The 14,512-nt window shown below is 64.7% G+C and carries 17 protein-coding genes; 13 read left to right on the plus strand and 4 right to left on the minus strand.

The features are described from left to right. Window positions 1–193: 193 nt before the first annotated feature. The 5 genes from CFB47_RS05380 to CFB47_RS05400 all read left to right on the plus strand — a co-directional run bounded on the left by CFB47_RS05380 (window position 194) and on the right by CFB47_RS05400 (window position 4,626). Window positions 194–1,228 (plus strand): methionine ABC transporter ATP-binding protein, encoded by a 1,035-nt coding sequence (locus tag CFB47_RS05380; protein WP_089439505.1) that lies wholly within the window; start codon window positions 194–196, stop codon window positions 1,226–1,228. Further along, window positions 1,218–1,871, plus strand: a complete 654-nt coding sequence (locus CFB47_RS05385) for a methionine ABC transporter permease (RefSeq protein ID WP_011351347.1) — start codon at window positions 1,218–1,220, stop codon at window positions 1,869–1,871. The genes CFB47_RS05380 and CFB47_RS05385 overlap by 11 nt, the downstream gene beginning before the upstream one ends. Before the next feature lie 29 nt (window positions 1,872–1,900). Continuing rightward, window positions 1,901–2,695, plus strand: coding sequence for a MetQ/NlpA family ABC transporter substrate-binding protein (locus tag CFB47_RS05390; RefSeq protein WP_089455813.1), 795 nt, complete (start codon window positions 1,901–1,903; stop codon window positions 2,693–2,695). Window positions 2,696–2,924: 229 nt separating this feature from the next. After that, on the plus strand, window positions 2,925–3,674 hold the full coding sequence (locus CFB47_RS05395; RefSeq protein ID WP_089460590.1) for an electron transfer flavoprotein subunit beta/FixA family protein: 750 nt from the start codon (window positions 2,925–2,927) through the stop codon (window positions 3,672–3,674). Between the two features lie 16 nt (window positions 3,675–3,690). After that, complete coding sequence (locus CFB47_RS05400) at window positions 3,691–4,626, plus strand: electron transfer flavoprotein subunit alpha/FixB family protein (protein WP_089460591.1); 936 nt, start codon at window positions 3,691–3,693, stop codon at window positions 4,624–4,626. Window positions 4,627–4,841: 215 nt separating this feature from the next. On the opposite strand, the gene CFB47_RS05405 is transcribed toward CFB47_RS05400, so the two are convergent. Next, a complete protein-coding gene (locus CFB47_RS05405; protein ID WP_011351352.1) occupies window positions 4,842–6,128 on the minus strand; it encodes a D-amino acid dehydrogenase in 1,287 nt (428 codons plus the stop codon). A 145-nt stretch (window positions 6,129–6,273) separates the two neighbouring features. Between CFB47_RS05405 and CFB47_RS05410 the strand changes: the two genes are divergently transcribed. Both CFB47_RS05410 and CFB47_RS05415 read left to right on the plus strand, forming a co-directional pair. Beyond that, window positions 6,274–6,762 (plus strand): Lrp/AsnC ligand binding domain-containing protein, encoded by a 489-nt coding sequence (locus CFB47_RS05410; protein WP_011351353.1) that lies wholly within the window; start codon window positions 6,274–6,276, stop codon window positions 6,760–6,762. Between the two features lie 90 nt (window positions 6,763–6,852). Beyond that, on the plus strand, window positions 6,853–8,034 hold the full coding sequence (locus CFB47_RS05415; RefSeq protein WP_089460592.1) for a PA0069 family radical SAM protein: 1,182 nt from the start codon (window positions 6,853–6,855) through the stop codon (window positions 8,032–8,034). 49 nt (window positions 8,035–8,083) lie between these two features. On the opposite strand, the gene CFB47_RS05420 is transcribed toward CFB47_RS05415, so the two are convergent. Together CFB47_RS05420 and CFB47_RS05425 are read right to left on the minus strand one after the other, a co-directional pair. Beyond that, window positions 8,084–8,551, minus strand: a complete 468-nt coding sequence (locus tag CFB47_RS05420) for an NINE protein (RefSeq protein ID WP_039370986.1) — start codon at window positions 8,549–8,551, stop codon at window positions 8,084–8,086. Between the two features lie 109 nt (window positions 8,552–8,660). Next, window positions 8,661–9,800 (minus strand): sorbosone dehydrogenase family protein, encoded by a 1,140-nt coding sequence (locus tag CFB47_RS05425; RefSeq protein WP_089461355.1) that lies wholly within the window; start codon window positions 9,798–9,800, stop codon window positions 8,661–8,663. Between the two features lie 153 nt (window positions 9,801–9,953). On the opposite strand from CFB47_RS05425, the gene rpsP reads away from it, so the two are divergent. The 6 genes from rpsP (at window position 9,954) to CFB47_RS05455 (ending at window position 14,086) form a co-directional block, all read left to right on the plus strand. Continuing rightward, window positions 9,954–10,208, plus strand: coding sequence for a 30S ribosomal protein S16 (gene rpsP, locus CFB47_RS05430; RefSeq protein WP_006476550.1), 255 nt, complete (start codon window positions 9,954–9,956; stop codon window positions 10,206–10,208). A 42-nt stretch (window positions 10,209–10,250) separates the two neighbouring features. Then, window positions 10,251–10,931 carry a ribosome maturation factor RimM gene (rimM, locus tag CFB47_RS05435; RefSeq protein WP_089424816.1) on the plus strand — a complete coding sequence of 227 codons (681 nt, stop codon included), beginning with the start codon at window positions 10,251–10,253 and terminating at the stop codon, window positions 10,929–10,931. Between the two features lies 1 nt (window position 10,932). Further along, the gene (gene trmD, locus CFB47_RS05440; RefSeq protein WP_006476548.1) at window positions 10,933–11,727 is read left to right on the plus strand and encodes a tRNA (guanosine(37)-N1)-methyltransferase TrmD; all 795 of its coding nucleotides are present in this window, start codon (window positions 10,933–10,935) and stop codon (window positions 11,725–11,727) included. A gap of 133 nt (window positions 11,728–11,860) precedes the next feature. Continuing rightward, on the plus strand, window positions 11,861–12,253 hold the full coding sequence (gene rplS / locus CFB47_RS05445; protein ID WP_006753174.1) for a 50S ribosomal protein L19: 393 nt from the start codon (window positions 11,861–11,863) through the stop codon (window positions 12,251–12,253). An 87-nt stretch (window positions 12,254–12,340) separates the two neighbouring features. After that, the gene (locus tag CFB47_RS05450; protein WP_069247448.1) at window positions 12,341–13,027 is read left to right on the plus strand and encodes a CoA pyrophosphatase; all 687 of its coding nucleotides are present in this window, start codon (window positions 12,341–12,343) and stop codon (window positions 13,025–13,027) included. 120 nt (window positions 13,028–13,147) lie between these two features. Next, window positions 13,148–14,086: a CobD/CbiB family protein gene (locus CFB47_RS05455; protein ID WP_011351361.1), complete on the plus strand. Its 939-nt coding sequence runs from the start codon at window positions 13,148–13,150 to the stop codon at window positions 14,084–14,086. A 64-nt stretch (window positions 14,087–14,150) separates the two neighbouring features. On the opposite strand, the gene CFB47_RS05460 is transcribed toward CFB47_RS05455, so the two are convergent. Beyond that, window positions 14,151–14,468 carry a putative signal transducing protein gene (locus CFB47_RS05460; RefSeq protein ID WP_089460593.1) on the minus strand — a complete coding sequence of 106 codons (318 nt, stop codon included), beginning with the start codon at window positions 14,466–14,468 and terminating at the stop codon, window positions 14,151–14,153. Window positions 14,469–14,512 lie beyond the last annotated feature (44 nt).

The following is a 14,512-nucleotide window of genomic DNA, read 5'->3' on the forward strand; positions in this document are numbered from 1 at the left end:
ATGTGTTCCGGATCATAGTCGCGGCACCGTCGCGGCGCGCCAGCGGGGCTCCTCTAATTTCGTGTGGTTATGAAAAGATCGAAATCAATTATTAAGGGGAATGAGGGGTTTGCGGTAAAATCGGCGGCTATTCCAGATGCATCGGCGGCCGACTGGCGGGCCAACTCGCCAGCCGGGCCGCCGTTTTGTTTACATGATCGAATTACGCAATCTTTCGCAGCGATTTCCCGGGCCGGGTGGCTGGGTCGAGGCGCTGCGCAACATCAACCTGACGATTCCGCAGGGTGAGGTGTTCGGCATCATCGGCCGAAGCGGCGCCGGCAAGAGCACGCTCGTGCGCACCATCAACCTGCTCACGCGGCCGACCGAAGGCAATGTCGTCGTCGGCGGGCGCGATCTCACGCTGCTGCCGGCTGGCGCGCTGCGCGAGGCGCGTCGCGAGATCGGCATGATCTTCCAGCACTTCAACCTGCTGTCGTCGCGCACGGTGTTCGACAACGTCGCGCTGCCGCTCGAACTGGCCGGCGCCAGCCGTGCCGAGATCGAGGCCGCCGTGCTGCCGCTGCTCGACCTCGTCGGGTTGTCCGCGCAGAAGGATCGCTATCCGTCGCAGATCAGCGGCGGGCAGAAGCAGCGCGTCGGCATCGCCCGCGCGCTCGCGAGCCAGCCGAAGGTGCTGCTGTCGGACGAAGCGACGTCCGCGCTCGATCCCGAGACCACGCGTTCGATTCTCGACCTGCTCAAGCGCATCAACCGTGAGCTCGGCCTGACGATCGTGCTGATCACGCACCAGATGGAAGTAATCAAGCAGGTGTGCGATCGCGTCGCGGTGCTCGATGCGGGGCGCGTGGTCGAGGAAGGCCGCGTGATCGACGTGTTCCTGCAGCCGCATCACGAAGTGACGCGCGCGCTGATCGGCGACGTGATCGCGCAGGAGTTGCCGCCCGCGTTGAAGGCGCGCGTGGCCGAGCGGCTGAAGACGGGCAGCGGGCATTTGCTGCGGCTCGCGTTCACGGGCTCGGGTGTCGACCAGCCGATCCTGTCGGAGACGATTCGCCGGTACGAACTCGATTTCAACATCCTGCATGGCCAGATCGACGAGATCCAGGGGCAGGCGTTCGGTTCGCTCGCGGTGCTCGCGGGAGGGGAGCCAGGCAAGGTCGGGCAGGCGCTCGCGTTCCTGCGCGAGCAAGGTGTGGTGGTAGAGGAGCTTTCGTATGTTGAGTGAGATGTTCGATATGTTCGTGCAGTCGTTCTGGGAGACGCTGATCATGGTCGGCATCTCCGGGGTGGTCGGCGCGCTCGTCGGCCTGCCGCTCGGCGTGCTGCTCTACCTGACCGACCGCCAGGGCGTGCTGCAGAACCTCGCGGTGAATCGCGTGCTCGGCGGCATCGTGAATGCCGTCCGCTCGACGCCGTTCATCATCCTGCTGGTCGCGGTGATTCCGTTTACGCGGCTCGTCACGGGTTCGTCGATCGGCACGGCCGCGGCGGTCGTGCCGCTGACGCTGGCGGCCGCGCCGTTCATCGCGCGTCTCGTCGAGACGGCGTTGCGCGAAGTCGACCGCGGGCTGATCGAAGCTGCGCAATCGATGGGCGCGACCACGTCGCAGATCGTCTTCAAGGTGCTGCTGCCCGAATCGCTGCCGGGCGTCGTCGCGGGCCTGACGATCACGTTCGTGTCGCTGGTCGGCTATTCGGCGATGGCGGGCGCGATCGGCGGTGGCGGCCTCGGCGATCTCGGGATCCGCTACGGCTACCAGCGCTATCTGCCCGAAGTGATGTGGACGGTGGTCGCGATCCTGATCGTGTTCGTGCAGATCGTGCAGTCGTTCGGCGACTGGCTCGTCCGCCGGCTGAGCCACAAGTAAAACAAGATTGATCCGTCAGGGGACACTCGATGCAACGACGCTTCATGCTGAAATTCGCGGCGGCACTGGGCGCGGCCGCGCTGTTTGCGGGCGCACACGCGCAGGCCGAAACCATCAAGGTGGGCGTGACGGGCGGGCCGCACGCGCAGATCATGGAAGTGGTGAAGAAGGTCGCGGCGAAGAGCGGCCTCGACATCCGCATCGTCGAATTCTCCGATTACGTGCAGCCGAACGCCGCGCTTGCGTCGGGCGACCTCGATGCGAACAGCTACCAGCACGATCCGTATCTGCAGGCGCAGGTGAAGGACCGCGGCTACAAGCTGGTCAAGGTCGCGGATACCGTCACGTTCCCGATGGGCATCTATTCGAAGCGTGTGAAGTCGCTGGCCGAACTGAAGCCGGGCGCGCGCATCGCGGTCCCGAACGACCCGACCAACGGCGGCCGCGCGCTGCTGTTGCTGCAGAAGCAGGGCCTGCTGAAGCTGCGCGCGGACGCGGGGCTGAAGGCGACGCCGCTCGATATCGTCGACAATCCGCGCAAGCTGAAGATCGTCGAACTCGATGCGGCGCAGATTCCGCGCTCGCTCGGTGACGTCGATGCGGCTGCGATCAATACCAACTACGCGATGGAAGCGGGGTTGAAACCGAAACAGGACGCGATCGCGATCGAGGGCCCGAACGGCCCGTACGCGAACATCCTCGCGATCCGCGAGGCCGACCGGAACAAGCCGTGGGTCGCGAAACTGGTCGCGGCCTATCATTCGGCCGACGTGAAGCAGTTCATCGAAGGCAAGTTCGGCGGCGCGGTCATTGCCGCCTGGTAACAGGTGAAGCACGCGGGCGCCCGGCGAGATTAGAGTCGATGATCGAAAGCCCGGGCTTTGCGTCCGGGTTTTTTCTCTTTTAAAATAGAACGACCGTTCGATATCATTGGCGCGTCGCCAAGAAGCGGTATCCTCGACAACCACGAAGGTTGGGTCCGCTTGGCCGCGCAGTCATGAGGCCTCGCTATAGAATGGCCTCTGGTCGTATTCGTAACTTTGGAGCGTGTGCATGAAAATCCTGGTGCCAGTGAAAAGAGTGGTCGATTACAACGTGAAGGTCCGCGTGAAGTCGGACAACACGGGTGTCGACATCGCGAACGTGAAGATGTCGATGAACCCGTTCGACGAAATCGCGGTTGAAGAAGCCGTGCGCCTGAAGGAAGCGGGCGTGGCGACCGAAGTGATCGCCGTGTCGGTCGGTGTCGCACAGGCGCAGGAAACGCTTCGTACGGCGCTGGCGATCGGCGCGGATCGCGCGATCCTCGTCGAATCGAACGATGGCGTCGAGCCGCTGGGCGTCGCGAAGATCCTGAAGGCGCTGGTCGACAAGGAACAACCGCAACTGGTGATCCTCGGCAAGCAGGCGATCGACGACGATTCGAACCAGACCGGCCAGATGCTGGCCGCGCTGGCAGGCCTGCCGCAAGCGACGTTCGCCTCGAAGGTCACGGTGGCCGACGATAAAGCAACGGTCGCACGCGAAGTCGATGGTGGCGCGGAAACGCTGTCGCTGTCGCTGCCGGCCGTCATCACGACCGACCTGCGCCTGAACGAGCCGCGCTACGTGACGCTGCCGAACATCATGAAGGCGAAGAAGAAGCCGCTCGAAACCGTGAAGCCGGAAGACCTGGGCGTCGACGTTACGCCGCGTCTGAAGACGCTGAAGGTGGTCGAGCCGCCGAAGCGCGCAGCCGGCGTGAAGGTGCCGGACGTGAAGACGCTGGTCGAGAAGCTGAAGACCGAAGCCAAGGTGCTGTAAGAGGGAGCGGAAAGAAATGACGATTCTGGTGATTGCAGAACACGACAACGCGTCGATCAAGGCCGCGACGCTGAACACGGTGGCGGCGGCAGCGAAGATCGGCGGTGACATTCACGTGCTGATCGCGGGCCACAACGCGCAAGCGGCTGCGGACGCAGCAGCGAAGATCGCGGGTGTGTCGAAGGTCCTCCTGGCCGACGCGCCGCAACTCGAAGCAGGCCTCGCGGAAAACGTCGAAGCGACCGCGCTGAACATCGCGAAGGACTACTCGCACATCCTCGCGCCGGCGACGGCCTACGGCAAGAACATCGCGCCGCGCATCGCCGCGAAGCTGGACGTCGCACAGATCTCGGACATCACGGCAGTCGATTCGGCCGACACGTTCGAGCGCCCGATCTACGCGGGCAACGCGATCGCGACGGTGCAGTCGAGCGATCCGATCAAGGTCATCACGGTACGTGCGACGGGTTTCGATCCGGTGGCAGCGGAAGGCGGCAGCGGGTCGGTCGAGAAGATCGAAGCGGCAGCCGATGCCGGCAAGTCGCAGTTCGTGAGCCGTGAGGTGACGAAGCTGGACCGTCCTGAACTGACGTCGGCAAGCATCATCGTGTCGGGCGGTCGTGGCCTCGGCAGCGGGGAGAACTACACGAAGGTGCTGGAGCCGCTGGCGGACAAGCTGTCGGCAGCACTGGGCGCTTCGCGCGCGGCAGTCGACGCCGGCTACGTGCCGAACGACTACCAGGTCGGCCAGACCGGCAAGATCGTCGCACCGCAGCTGTACATCGCGGTCGGTATCTCGGGTGCAATTCAGCATCTGGCCGGCATGAAGGATTCGAAGGTGATCGTTGCGATCAACAAGGATCCGGAAGCGCCGATCTTCAGCGTGGCCGATTACGGCCTCGTCGGCGATCTGTTCGCGCTCGTGCCGGAGCTCGTAGCCGAGCTCAGCTAAAGCAGTGTGACGCTTCAGCGGTAAGCACACGAGAAGAGGGGCGCGACGAGCGCCCCTTTTTTTCGCCGTCTGCAGAAGGGGAAGAGGGTGACACCTCGTGAACCATCACGCCGCTGACCGGCATGACAACGCGATTCGATGAAATGAAAACGGCGCCCCGAAAGGGCGCCGTTCTTTTTGATGCCGGCCGTTCGCACGGCCGCGGGCGTGTCAGCTTATGCGTATGCCGGGCGCGTCTGGCCGGCCACGTCCTTCAGGTAACGATGCACCGACAGGTCGTCAGCCTGGATCGCGGGCATCTTGCCCGAGATCAGGTCCGCGAGCAGCTGGCCCGAGCCGCACGACATCGTCCAGCCGAGCGTGCCGTGGCCGGTGTTCAGGAACAGGTTCGACACCGGCGTGCGGCCGACGATCGGCGTGCCGTCCGGCGTCATCGGGCGCAGGCCCGTCCAGAACGTTGCCTTCGACGTGTCGCCACCGCCCGGGAACAGGTCGTTCACGCACATTTCGAGCGTTTCACGGCGCGCGGCACGCAGCTTCTTGTCGAAGCCGACGATTTCCGCCATGCCGCCGACGCGGATGCGCTGGTCGAAACGCGTGATCGCGATCTTGTAGGTCTCGTCGAGCACGGTCGACACGGGCGCGGCCGCTTCGTTGACGATCGGCGCGGTGATCGAATAGCCCTTCAGCGGATAGACGGGGATCTTCATCAGGTTCGAGATGAAGCTCGTCGAGTACGAGCCGAGCGCGACGACATACGCGTCGGCGCGCACCGTCTCGCTGCCGCACTGCACGCCGGCGATCTTGCCGCCCGCGATCGCGAGTGCATCGATCGGCGTGTTGTAGCGGAACTTCACGCCAAGCGATTCGGCGAGCGCCGCGAGGCGCGTCGTGAACAGCTGGCAGTCGCCCGTTTCGTCACCCGGCAGGCGCAGGCCGCCCGTCAGCTTGTGCGAGACGGCGGCAAGCGCCGGCTCGGCTTTCTTCAGGTCGGCCGGGGACAGCAGTTCGAACGGCACGTTCGCTTCCTGCAGGACGGCGATGTCCTTCGCCGCGCCGTCGAGTTGCTGCTGCGTGCGGAACAGTTGCAGCGTGCCGCCCGTGCGGCCTTCGTACTGGATGCCGGTATCGGCGCGCAATGCCTGCAGGCAGTCGCGGCTGTATTCGGCGAGGCGAACCATGCGGCCCTTGTTGACCGCGTAGCGCTCGGCCGTGCAGTTGCGCAGCATCTGATACATCCACTGGAGCTGGAAACGCGTGCCGTCGAGGCGGATCGCGAGCGGCGCATGCTTTTCGAACATCCACTTGACGGCCTTCAGCGGCACGCCGGGTGCGGCCCACGGCGCGGCATAGCCGGGGGAGATCTGGCCTGCGTTCGCGAAGCTCGTCTCGAGCGCCGGGCCGGCTTCCCGGTCGATCACCGTGACTTCATGGCCGGCGCGCGCGAGGTAATACGCGCTTGCCACGCCCACCACACCGCTGCCCAGAATGACGACTCGCATAGCTGCTCCAGATGGAAGGGACCAGATCGAGGCCGGGCGCACCTGCGTCTCCGTGTAACCTCTAGCTGATCTAGTTTTTTGCGCTATGGTATTGTCGAATGTGTAGGTTTTGTTATCGTATTTTTCAGGTTTTCAGCATAAACAAATGAGAACGCAACGTCAGCCCGTACGCTCGCTCGACAAGCTCGACCGACGCATCCTGAAACTGCTCCAGGACGACGGCCGGATGGCGATGAAAGACCTTGCGGAACAGGTTGGACTGACCGTCACGCCGTGTATCGAGCGTGTGCGGCGCATGGAGCGCGATGGCGTGATCACCGGTTATCACGCACGGGTCGACCCCCACCAGCTGGATGCCGCGCTGCTGGTGTTCGTCGAGATCACGCTCGGCCACAAGGGCGGCAACATGTTCGAGCAGTTCCGCCGCGAAGTGATGAAGATCGACGAGGTGCTCGAGTGCCATCTCGTATCCGGTGATTTCGACTATCTGATCAAGGCGCGGATCGGCGAAATGGCCGACTACCGGAAGCTGCTCGGCGACATCCTGCTGCAGTTGCCCGGCGCCGTGCAGTCGAAGAGCTATGTCGTGATGGAAGAAATCAAGGAGACGCTGACGATCGCGGTGGGTGACTGACGCGCCTGAGGCGGCCCGTCAGGCCCTTTATCCCGCCCTTGGCATGCTGCACCCAATACTGTATAAATATACAGTATTGGGTGCAGGCGAATGGGTGGGCACATGGACGATCGATCCGACAACGAATTTCCGATAGCGCCGCCCGTGCCCCGCAAGGGGCGCGGTGCGGTCGACAACCTGCAAGGGCGATACGAGATCGCGCAGCGCGAAGCGGTCGACGACGGCTGGACCCACGAGTCGGACGATACCGATTTCTCCGCGCCGCTGCGCACGCAGGTCTTCGAGGAGCGTGCGAAGAGCATCCTGACGCGCAACCAGTCGCCCGACATTCCATTCAGCGTATCGCTCAATCCGTATCGCGGCTGCGAGCACGGTTGCATCTATTGCTTCGCGCGGCCGACACACAGTTATCTCGGCCTGTCGCCGGGGCTCGATTTCGAAAGCCGCATCTATGCGAAGGTCAATGCGGCCGAACTGCTCGAGCGCGAGATTTCACGCAAGCGCTACGTGCCGGAGCCGATCGCGCTCGGTGTCAACACCGACGCCTACCAGCCGGTCGAGCGCGACCTGCGCATCACGCGCAGCGTGATCCAGGTGATGCACGATCGCGGGTTGCCGTTCGCCGCGATCACGAAGTCGTCGCTGATCGAGCGCGATCTCGACCTGCTCGCACCGATGGCCGAACGCGGGCAGGTGATGGCGGCGGTCACGATCACGACACTCGATGCCGATCTCGCGCGCACGCTCGAGCCGCGCGCGGCAACACCGGCGCGCCGGTTGCGTACGATTCGTGCGCTGAGCGAGGCGGGCGTGCCGGTCGGCGTGAGCATTGCGCCGATGATCCCGTTCGTCACAGAGCCCGACATGGAGCGTGTGCTCGAGGCGTGCGCGGAAGCCGGCGCGACGCATGCGAGCTACATCATCCTGAGGCTGCCGTGGGAAGTCGCTCCGCTGTTCAAGAACTGGCTTGCCGCGCATTTTCCCGATCGCGCGGAGCGCGTGATGAACCGCGTGCGCGACATGCGCGGCGGGAAGGACTACGACTCGGAATTCTCGAAACGGATGAAGGGCGAGGGGATCTGGGCCGACCTGCTGCGGCAGCGTTTCCGCCAGGCCGTCAAGCGGCTCGGGTTGAACGAGCGCACGAACGGAATTCTCGATCTGTCGCAGTTTCGCGGTGCGCCGGCCACCGCGGCGCCGCGCGTTGCTGTTCGTTCAGCCGCAGCGCGGTCGACGCAGTCGCGTGACGACTCGCAATTGAACCTGTTCTGACCGGTGTGCCAAACCGGCACCGGGCGCCGGTGCGTAGCGGCCGTTACGCTTACTGTGAAATCTGCTTGGCCGCTTCGACCTGCGACTCGAAGTACGTCTGGAACGACAGCGCGAGTGCGGTCATCAGGAGGAAGGCACCGATCAGCAGCGAGAAGATCACCACGAAGATCACGGTCCAGCCCGACTTGCTGTGCTTGCCTGTCTCCGCGTTGAATTGCGCGTCCCATTTTTCGTCGGGGCGCAGCCCGTAGACGAGCGCGGCAAGGAACGCCGCCAGCAGCGAGATCGCGCCGGGAACGGCAAGCCACCAACCGAGGCCCGCGCTGCGCTGGGTTGCGGCGAGCAGGAGGAAGCCCGGAATGCCGACGATCGTCGCGAGCAGATGCGCCCAGCCGAACACGTCGCGAAAGCCATACAGATAGAAGCGGTGCGCGCCGAGCGATCCGAACAGGAACGCGAGGGCGGCGGTGAGCGTCTTGGAGCGAAAGCGGCGGGACGGAGCGGTGCTGCTGGACATGGATGGCGGCGTATTGTCGTTGGCATGGGCGGCCGGCGGGCCGGCGCGGGCGCGCGGCCCGGCACGCATTCTACGATGCCCGGTCGGGCCCGGTCACCCCTGTCCTGCGTCAAGGTGCCGCATAGGTCACGCGGTAGATCGCACCCGCATAGTCGTCGCTGACGAGCAGCGAGCCGTCCGGCAGCGGCAGTACGTCGGCGGGGCGCCCCCATACCGTGCCGTCGGGTCGCAGCCAGCCCGTGACAAACGGGGTCTGGCGCGCCTGGCTGCCATCCGCCGAGACGACGACGCGCATCACGCGGTAGCCGACCTTCGTGCTGCGATTCCACGAGCCGTGTTCGGCGATGAAGACGTTATTGCGATACGACGCCGGAAACATCGACCCTGTATAGAACCGCATGCCGAGTGCCGCGACGTGCGCACCGAGTTTCAATACGGGCGGTACATAGCGGCGGCATACGTCGGCGCTGCCGAATTCGGGGTCGGGCGTGTCGCCGCCATGGCAGTACGGGAAGCCGAAGTCGAGGCCGGCGCGCGGTTCGCGGTTCAGCTTGTCGTCGGGCACGTCGTCGCCCATCATGTCGCGCCCGTTGTCGGTAAACCAAAGCTCGCCAGAATCGGGGTGCCACGCGAAGCCGACCGTATTACGTACGCCGCGGGCAACGACCTCGTTCCCGCTGCCGTCCGCCCTCATGCGTGCGATGATCGCGTAGCGGTTGCGATCGGCGAGACAGACGTTGCACGGTGCGCCGGTCGGCACATACAGCTTGCCGTCGGGGCCGAACGCGATGAATTTCCAGCCGTGATGGTGTTCGGTCGGCAGCGCGTCGGTGACGACGGCAGGTGCGGGCGGCGTGGCCAGCCGGTCGTCGATACGATCCAGACGCAGAATGCGTGAGACGGCGGATATATAGAGTGCGCCGCCACGGTAGGCGACGCCGACGGGCATGTCGAGCCCGGACGCTACCACGTAGCGCGCACTGATCCGGCCCTCGTGCATGACGAATGCGTGAACGCGGCCTTCCCGGGTGCCGACATACAGGATGCCGCGCGGCGACCACGCCATTTCGCGCGCGGTCGGTACCGCGTCGACCAGCACTTCGACGTGGAAGCCGGGTGGCACGACGAGTTCGCCCACCGGCAACGGCGCGGCAAACGCCAGTGCGGACGCGAGGCAGGCAAGGCCGGCAAGCAGCGCCGCGAAACGGTGCTGCGCGCGGCGCATCGAGGCGGCGCGAAGGGGCGGCATGACGGTGTGGAACGTCGCGGACACGACGATTGTATGCCCGGCGGACAGGCTGCCTCCCGATTTTTTACGCGTAAGTGTTTGTTGTACCTCTGGTTTCCGGCTATAATCGCGTGTTTCAGTAGTTTCGAACCCGGTTTTCCCGAAGGACATCATATGGTTATCATCCGTCTGGCTCGTGGCGGCTCGAAGAAGCGCCCGTTCTACAACATCGTTGCTACCGATTCGCGCAACCGTCGTGACGGCCGCTTCATCGAGCGCGTCGGCTTCTACAACCCGGTCGCTACGAAGGGCGAATCGCTGCGTATCGCTCAGGATCGCCTGACGTACTGGCAAGGTGTTGGCGCGCAACTGTCGCCGACCGTCCAGCGTCTCGTGAAGGAAGCGCAAAAGGCGCAACCGGCTGCCTAACATGGCACGGTGTGCCGGTCGTGCCGGCTGTGAGGTGCATTGATGGCGGGTCACGATTCCGGTAATGCAAGGCGCGGGCGTGCGTCGTTTGGCGCATTCGTCCGCAAGCCGGTCGAGCGCGACGCTGTCGCGAACGCCGGTCAGGCTGCCGAGCAGCAAGGCAGTCTCGAAGTGGCGCAAGCCTGGCCCGACGATGCCGTCGAGGTCGGGGCGGTGGTCGACGCCTATGGCCTGAAGGGTTGGGTCAAGGTGGCGACGCATGCCGACGCCGGCCGCGGTGGCGATGCGCTGCTCAAGGCGCGCCACTGGTGGCTGGAACGCGGAGCGGAGCGGCTTTCCGTCCGCATCGTGCAGTCAAAGGCGCACAGCGACACCGTCGTTGCGCAACCCGCGGGCGTCAGCGACCGCGATGCCGCGTACGCGATGCGCGGCTTTCGCGTGTTCGTGCGCCGGGAAGATTTCCCGGCATTGGCCGCGGACGAATTCTATTGGGTCGACCTGATCGGTCTCGACGTCGTCAACGAGCAATCGGTGGCACTCGGGAAGGTGAGCGGGATGATCGACAATGGCGTGCATTCGATCATGCGTGTCGAGTATCCGGCGACCGGCAAAGACGGTCAGCCGACCACCGACGAGCGGTTGATTCCGTTCGTCGGCGTATACGTCAAAACGGTGGATCAGGCGGCGCGTCGTATCGTCGTCGACTGGGAAGCCGATTACTGAAATGAACCAGGTTACCGAGAGCGCGGTGCAGTTCGACGTCGTCACGCTCTTTCCCGAGATGTTCCGTGCACTGACCGACTGGGGGATCACCAGCCGGGCCGTCAAGCAAGGGCGCTTCGGGCTGCGCACCTGGAACCCGCGTGATTTCACGACGGACAACTACCGCACGGTCGACGATCGTCCGTACGGCGGCGGTCCGGGCATGGTGATGCTGGCCAGGCCGCTCGAAGCCGCGATCGATGCCGCGAAAGCGGCGCAGGCGGAGCAGGGCATCGCGAGCACGCGTGTCGTGATGATGTCGCCGCAGGGCGCACCGCTCACGCACGATCGTGCGGTGCGGATGGCGCAGGAGCCTGGTGTCGTCGTGCTGTGCGGCCGCTATGAAGCGATCGACCAGCGCCTGCTCGATCGTTGCGTCGACGAGGAAATCAGCCTCGGCGATTTCGTCCTGTCCGGCGGAGAATTGCCGGCGATGGCGATGATGGATGCAGTCGTGCGGTTGCTGCCCGGCGTGCTGAACGATTCGCTGTCGGCCGTGCAGGACAGCTTCGCTGATGGCCTGCTCGATTGTCCGCACTACACGCGCCCCGAGGAGTATGACGGCGTGCGCGTGCCGGACGTGCTGCTCGGCGGGCATCATGCCGAGATCGAGAAGTGGCGGCGTCAGGAAGCATTGAGGAATACGTTGCGGAAGCGGCCGGATCTGATCGTCCGGGCGCGCCGCGAGAAGTTGTTGAGTCGCGCCGACGAGGCGTGGCTTGCGAACCTCGCACGCGAAGCGAAGGACGCCTCCTGAGGCGGCTGCGCGAGCGGGAATTGGCGGTGCCGTACATGCGTGTGCGGCGCCTGATGTGAATCCATCCTCTATCGGGGCCAGGCCTGGAAGCAGGCGGGTGTGAACGCCGACACGATGGCATAAGGAGTCAGTAATGAATCTGATCGCAAAACTTGAGCAGGAAGAAATCGAGCGCGCGCTCGCCGGCAAGACGATCCCCGAATTCGCCCCGGGCGACACGGTAATCGTGAACGTGAACGTGGTTGAAGGTAACCGCAAGCGCGTTCAGGCTTACGAAGGCGTCGTGATCGCGATTCGCAACCGTGGTCTGAACTCGAACTTCATCGTCCGCAAGATCTCGTCGGGCGAAGGCGTCGAGCGTACGTTCCAGACGTACTCGCCGCTGCTGGCAAGCATCGTCGTGAAGCGCCGCGGTGATGTGCGTCGTGCGAAGCTGTACTACCTGCGCGAGCGTTCGGGCAAGTCGGCTCGTATCAAGGAAAAGCTGGTGTCGAAGGATCGCGCCGCAGCAGCTTCCCAAGAGTAAGAGCTGTAAGGAAAAAGCACCCAACCGGGTGCTTTTTTCATTCTGGCGCGAGAATATGCTCGATACGACACGAACCCGAGAGCCCCATTGAATCGCCGCCCCATCATCGATCCCGAAGTCCTGCCGGTCGAAGGCACCGGCGCCGGCCTGCCGGCCATCGATTCCCGCCTGATGACGCCGTCCGGCCTGCGCGACCGTTTCGCGCGCACGCTCGAATGGAGCGTCGAGCCCGGCGAGGCGAGGCTGCAGGAGGGCGTCGATCCACGCAGCGCGGCCGTCCTGGTGCCGCTCGTCGTCCGTGAGTCCGGTCTCACCATGCTGCTGACCCAGCGCGCCGATCACCTGAACGACCACGCCGGGCAGATCAGCTTCCCCGGCGGTCGTCGCGAACCGTTCGATCGCGATGCAACCGCTACCGCGTTGCGCGAGGCGAAGGAAGAGATCGGTCTGGCAGACGAGCGTGTCGAGATCCTCGGCGCGCTGCCCGACTACCTCACCGGTACGGGCTTTTGCGTGACACCGGTGGTCGGCCTCGTGCATCCGCCGTTCACCGTGCAGGCCGACACGTTCGAAGTGGCCGAGATTTTCGAGGTCCCGCTCGCGTTCCTGATGAATCCCGCGAACCATCAGGTGCGTGTGTTCCGCTGGGAAGGTGGCGAGCGTCGTTTTTTTGCGATGCCCTATCCGAATGGCGAACCCGGCGGGCATTACTTCATCTGGGGCGCAACTGCCGGCATGTTGCGCAATCTGTACCGCTTCTTGGCCGCCGGCTAGGCGTGCACGATTGTCGGCGTGCGTGGCCGGCTGGCGGGCGACTGCACCGGCAGCCATCCGGTGCTTACGCTGTGCTATCGTTATGCAAAAAATGACATAACTCCGAAGACGGCGCCACGCATGACTTTCTTTTCGGTTCTCCTCGCTCTCATCATCGAACAGGTCCGCGCGTTGTCGCCGAACAATCCGGTGTTCGCGCTGTTCCAGTTTCATGCGGAAACCGTCGCGCATGGTCTCGACGCGGGCAAGCAGAAGCACGGCATCCTCGCCTGGCTCGCGGTCGTGCTGCCGTGGGTGCTGATCGTCGCGCTGATCTATTTCCTGCTGTTCAAGGTGAGCTTCGTGCTCGCATTCATCTGGAACGTCGTCGTCGTGTATTTCACGCTCGGCTTCCGTCAGTTCAGCCATTACTTCACCGACATCCACCTCGCGCTCAATAACGACGACGTGCCGCGCGCGCGCGAAATCCTGCACGAGTGGACAGGCATCGACACGGTCGATATGCCGGTCGGCGAAATCGTCCGCCATACGCTGATTCACGCCGTGGTCGCATCGCATCGCCACGTGTTCGGCGTGTTCTTCTGGTACGTGCTGCCGATAGGGCCGGCCGGTGCCGTGCTGTACCGGATTTCCGAATACCTCGCGCGCAGCTGGTCGACGCCGGGCGACGATCGCACGGCGGCCTTCTCTACGTTCGCGCAGCGCGCGTTCTTCGTGATCGACTGGATTCCCGCGCGATTGACCGCGCTCGGCTTCGCGATCGTCGGCAATTTCGAGGACGCGATCTATGCGTGGCGCAACCACACGCGCCAGTGGCCCGATCCGAACGATGGCGTCCTGCTGGCAGCCGGCAGCGGCGCGCTCGGCGCACGCCTCGCGGGGCCGCTCGCGGAACCGTCGAGCCTCGATGCGCTGGCCGTCGGCGACAGCGGTCCGTTGACGGTCGGTGACGATTGCACGCCGCGTACGCTGCAATCCGCGGTGGGCCTCGTCTGGCGTGCGGTGATCCTGTGGATGATTCTGCTGCTGATGCTGACGCTCGCCGTCTGGGTGTCGTGACGGGGCAGTGCGGTACCCGATGAAAGGCAGAAGGCCGGCTTGAAGCCGGCCTTTTTGCTGTGGATCACACGTCAAGCGGATCGCGCACGGCGCCGCATTGCCAGCACGCGGTGAACTGGGCTTCGAGCGCCTCACCGCACTGCCGGCAGCGCCACGGCGCGGCGCCGGCCGCCGGGCCGTGCGACGCGGCATCGAGGAGCTTGCGCGCGAGCGCGTCGTCGCGATCGTCGTCGAGCCACAGTTCGGGCGTGCACGCGTCGGCGGGCAGGCCGCCGAGCGCGCCGGTCGCGTAGCAGTTATGCAGCTCGCAACCGATGCCGGCTACCTGAAGCACGTTGGCCCAATGCTGCGCCGTCGCGAGATCGGGTGCCTTGAAACGCATCGCGGCTCCTGTCGGTGAACGCCGGCCCGCACGGCACCGGCTGG

This window comes from Burkholderia sp. AU27893 (genome assembly GCF_002223205.1).
Classification (GTDB): domain Bacteria; phylum Pseudomonadota; class Gammaproteobacteria; order Burkholderiales; family Burkholderiaceae; genus Burkholderia.

Bases quoted from the DNA above. Each gene is read 5' to 3' on its own strand.
- CFB47_RS05415 (WP_089460592.1), top strand. From the start codon at position 6,853: ATGGGTGGGCACATGGACGATCGATCCGACAACGAATTTCCGATAGCG.
- CFB47_RS05380 (WP_089439505.1), top strand. From the start codon at position 194: ATGATCGAATTACGCAATCTTTCGCAGCGATTTCCCGGGCCGGGTGGC.
- CFB47_RS05425 (WP_089461355.1), bottom strand. From the start codon at position 9,800: ATGCCGCCCCTTCGCGCCGCCTCGATGCGCCGCGCGCAGCACCGTTTC.
- CFB47_RS05455 (WP_011351361.1), top strand. From the start codon at position 13,148: ATGACTTTCTTTTCGGTTCTCCTCGCTCTCATCATCGAACAGGTCCGC.
- CFB47_RS05390 (WP_089455813.1), top strand. From the start codon at position 1,901: ATGCAACGACGCTTCATGCTGAAATTCGCGGCGGCACTGGGCGCGGCC.
- CFB47_RS05385 (WP_011351347.1), top strand. From the start codon at position 1,218: ATGTTGAGTGAGATGTTCGATATGTTCGTGCAGTCGTTCTGGGAGACG.
- CFB47_RS05405 (WP_011351352.1), bottom strand. From the start codon at position 6,128: ATGCGAGTCGTCATTCTGGGCAGCGGTGTGGTGGGCGTGGCAAGCGCG.
- rplS (WP_006753174.1), top strand. From the start codon at position 11,861: ATGAATCTGATCGCAAAACTTGAGCAGGAAGAAATCGAGCGCGCGCTC.
- CFB47_RS05395 (WP_089460590.1), top strand. From the start codon at position 2,925: ATGAAAATCCTGGTGCCAGTGAAAAGAGTGGTCGATTACAACGTGAAG.
- CFB47_RS05460 (WP_089460593.1), bottom strand. From the start codon at position 14,468: ATGCGTTTCAAGGCACCCGATCTCGCGACGGCGCAGCATTGGGCCAAC.
- CFB47_RS05400 (WP_089460591.1), top strand. From the start codon at position 3,691: ATGACGATTCTGGTGATTGCAGAACACGACAACGCGTCGATCAAGGCC.
- CFB47_RS05420 (WP_039370986.1), bottom strand. From the start codon at position 8,551: ATGTCCAGCAGCACCGCTCCGTCCCGCCGCTTTCGCTCCAAGACGCTC.
- CFB47_RS05410 (WP_011351353.1), top strand. From the start codon at position 6,274: ATGAGAACGCAACGTCAGCCCGTACGCTCGCTCGACAAGCTCGACCGA.
- trmD (WP_006476548.1), top strand. From the start codon at position 10,933: ATGAACCAGGTTACCGAGAGCGCGGTGCAGTTCGACGTCGTCACGCTC.
- rpsP (WP_006476550.1), top strand. From the start codon at position 9,954: ATGGTTATCATCCGTCTGGCTCGTGGCGGCTCGAAGAAGCGCCCGTTC.
- rimM (WP_089424816.1), top strand. From the start codon at position 10,251: ATGGCGGGTCACGATTCCGGTAATGCAAGGCGCGGGCGTGCGTCGTTT.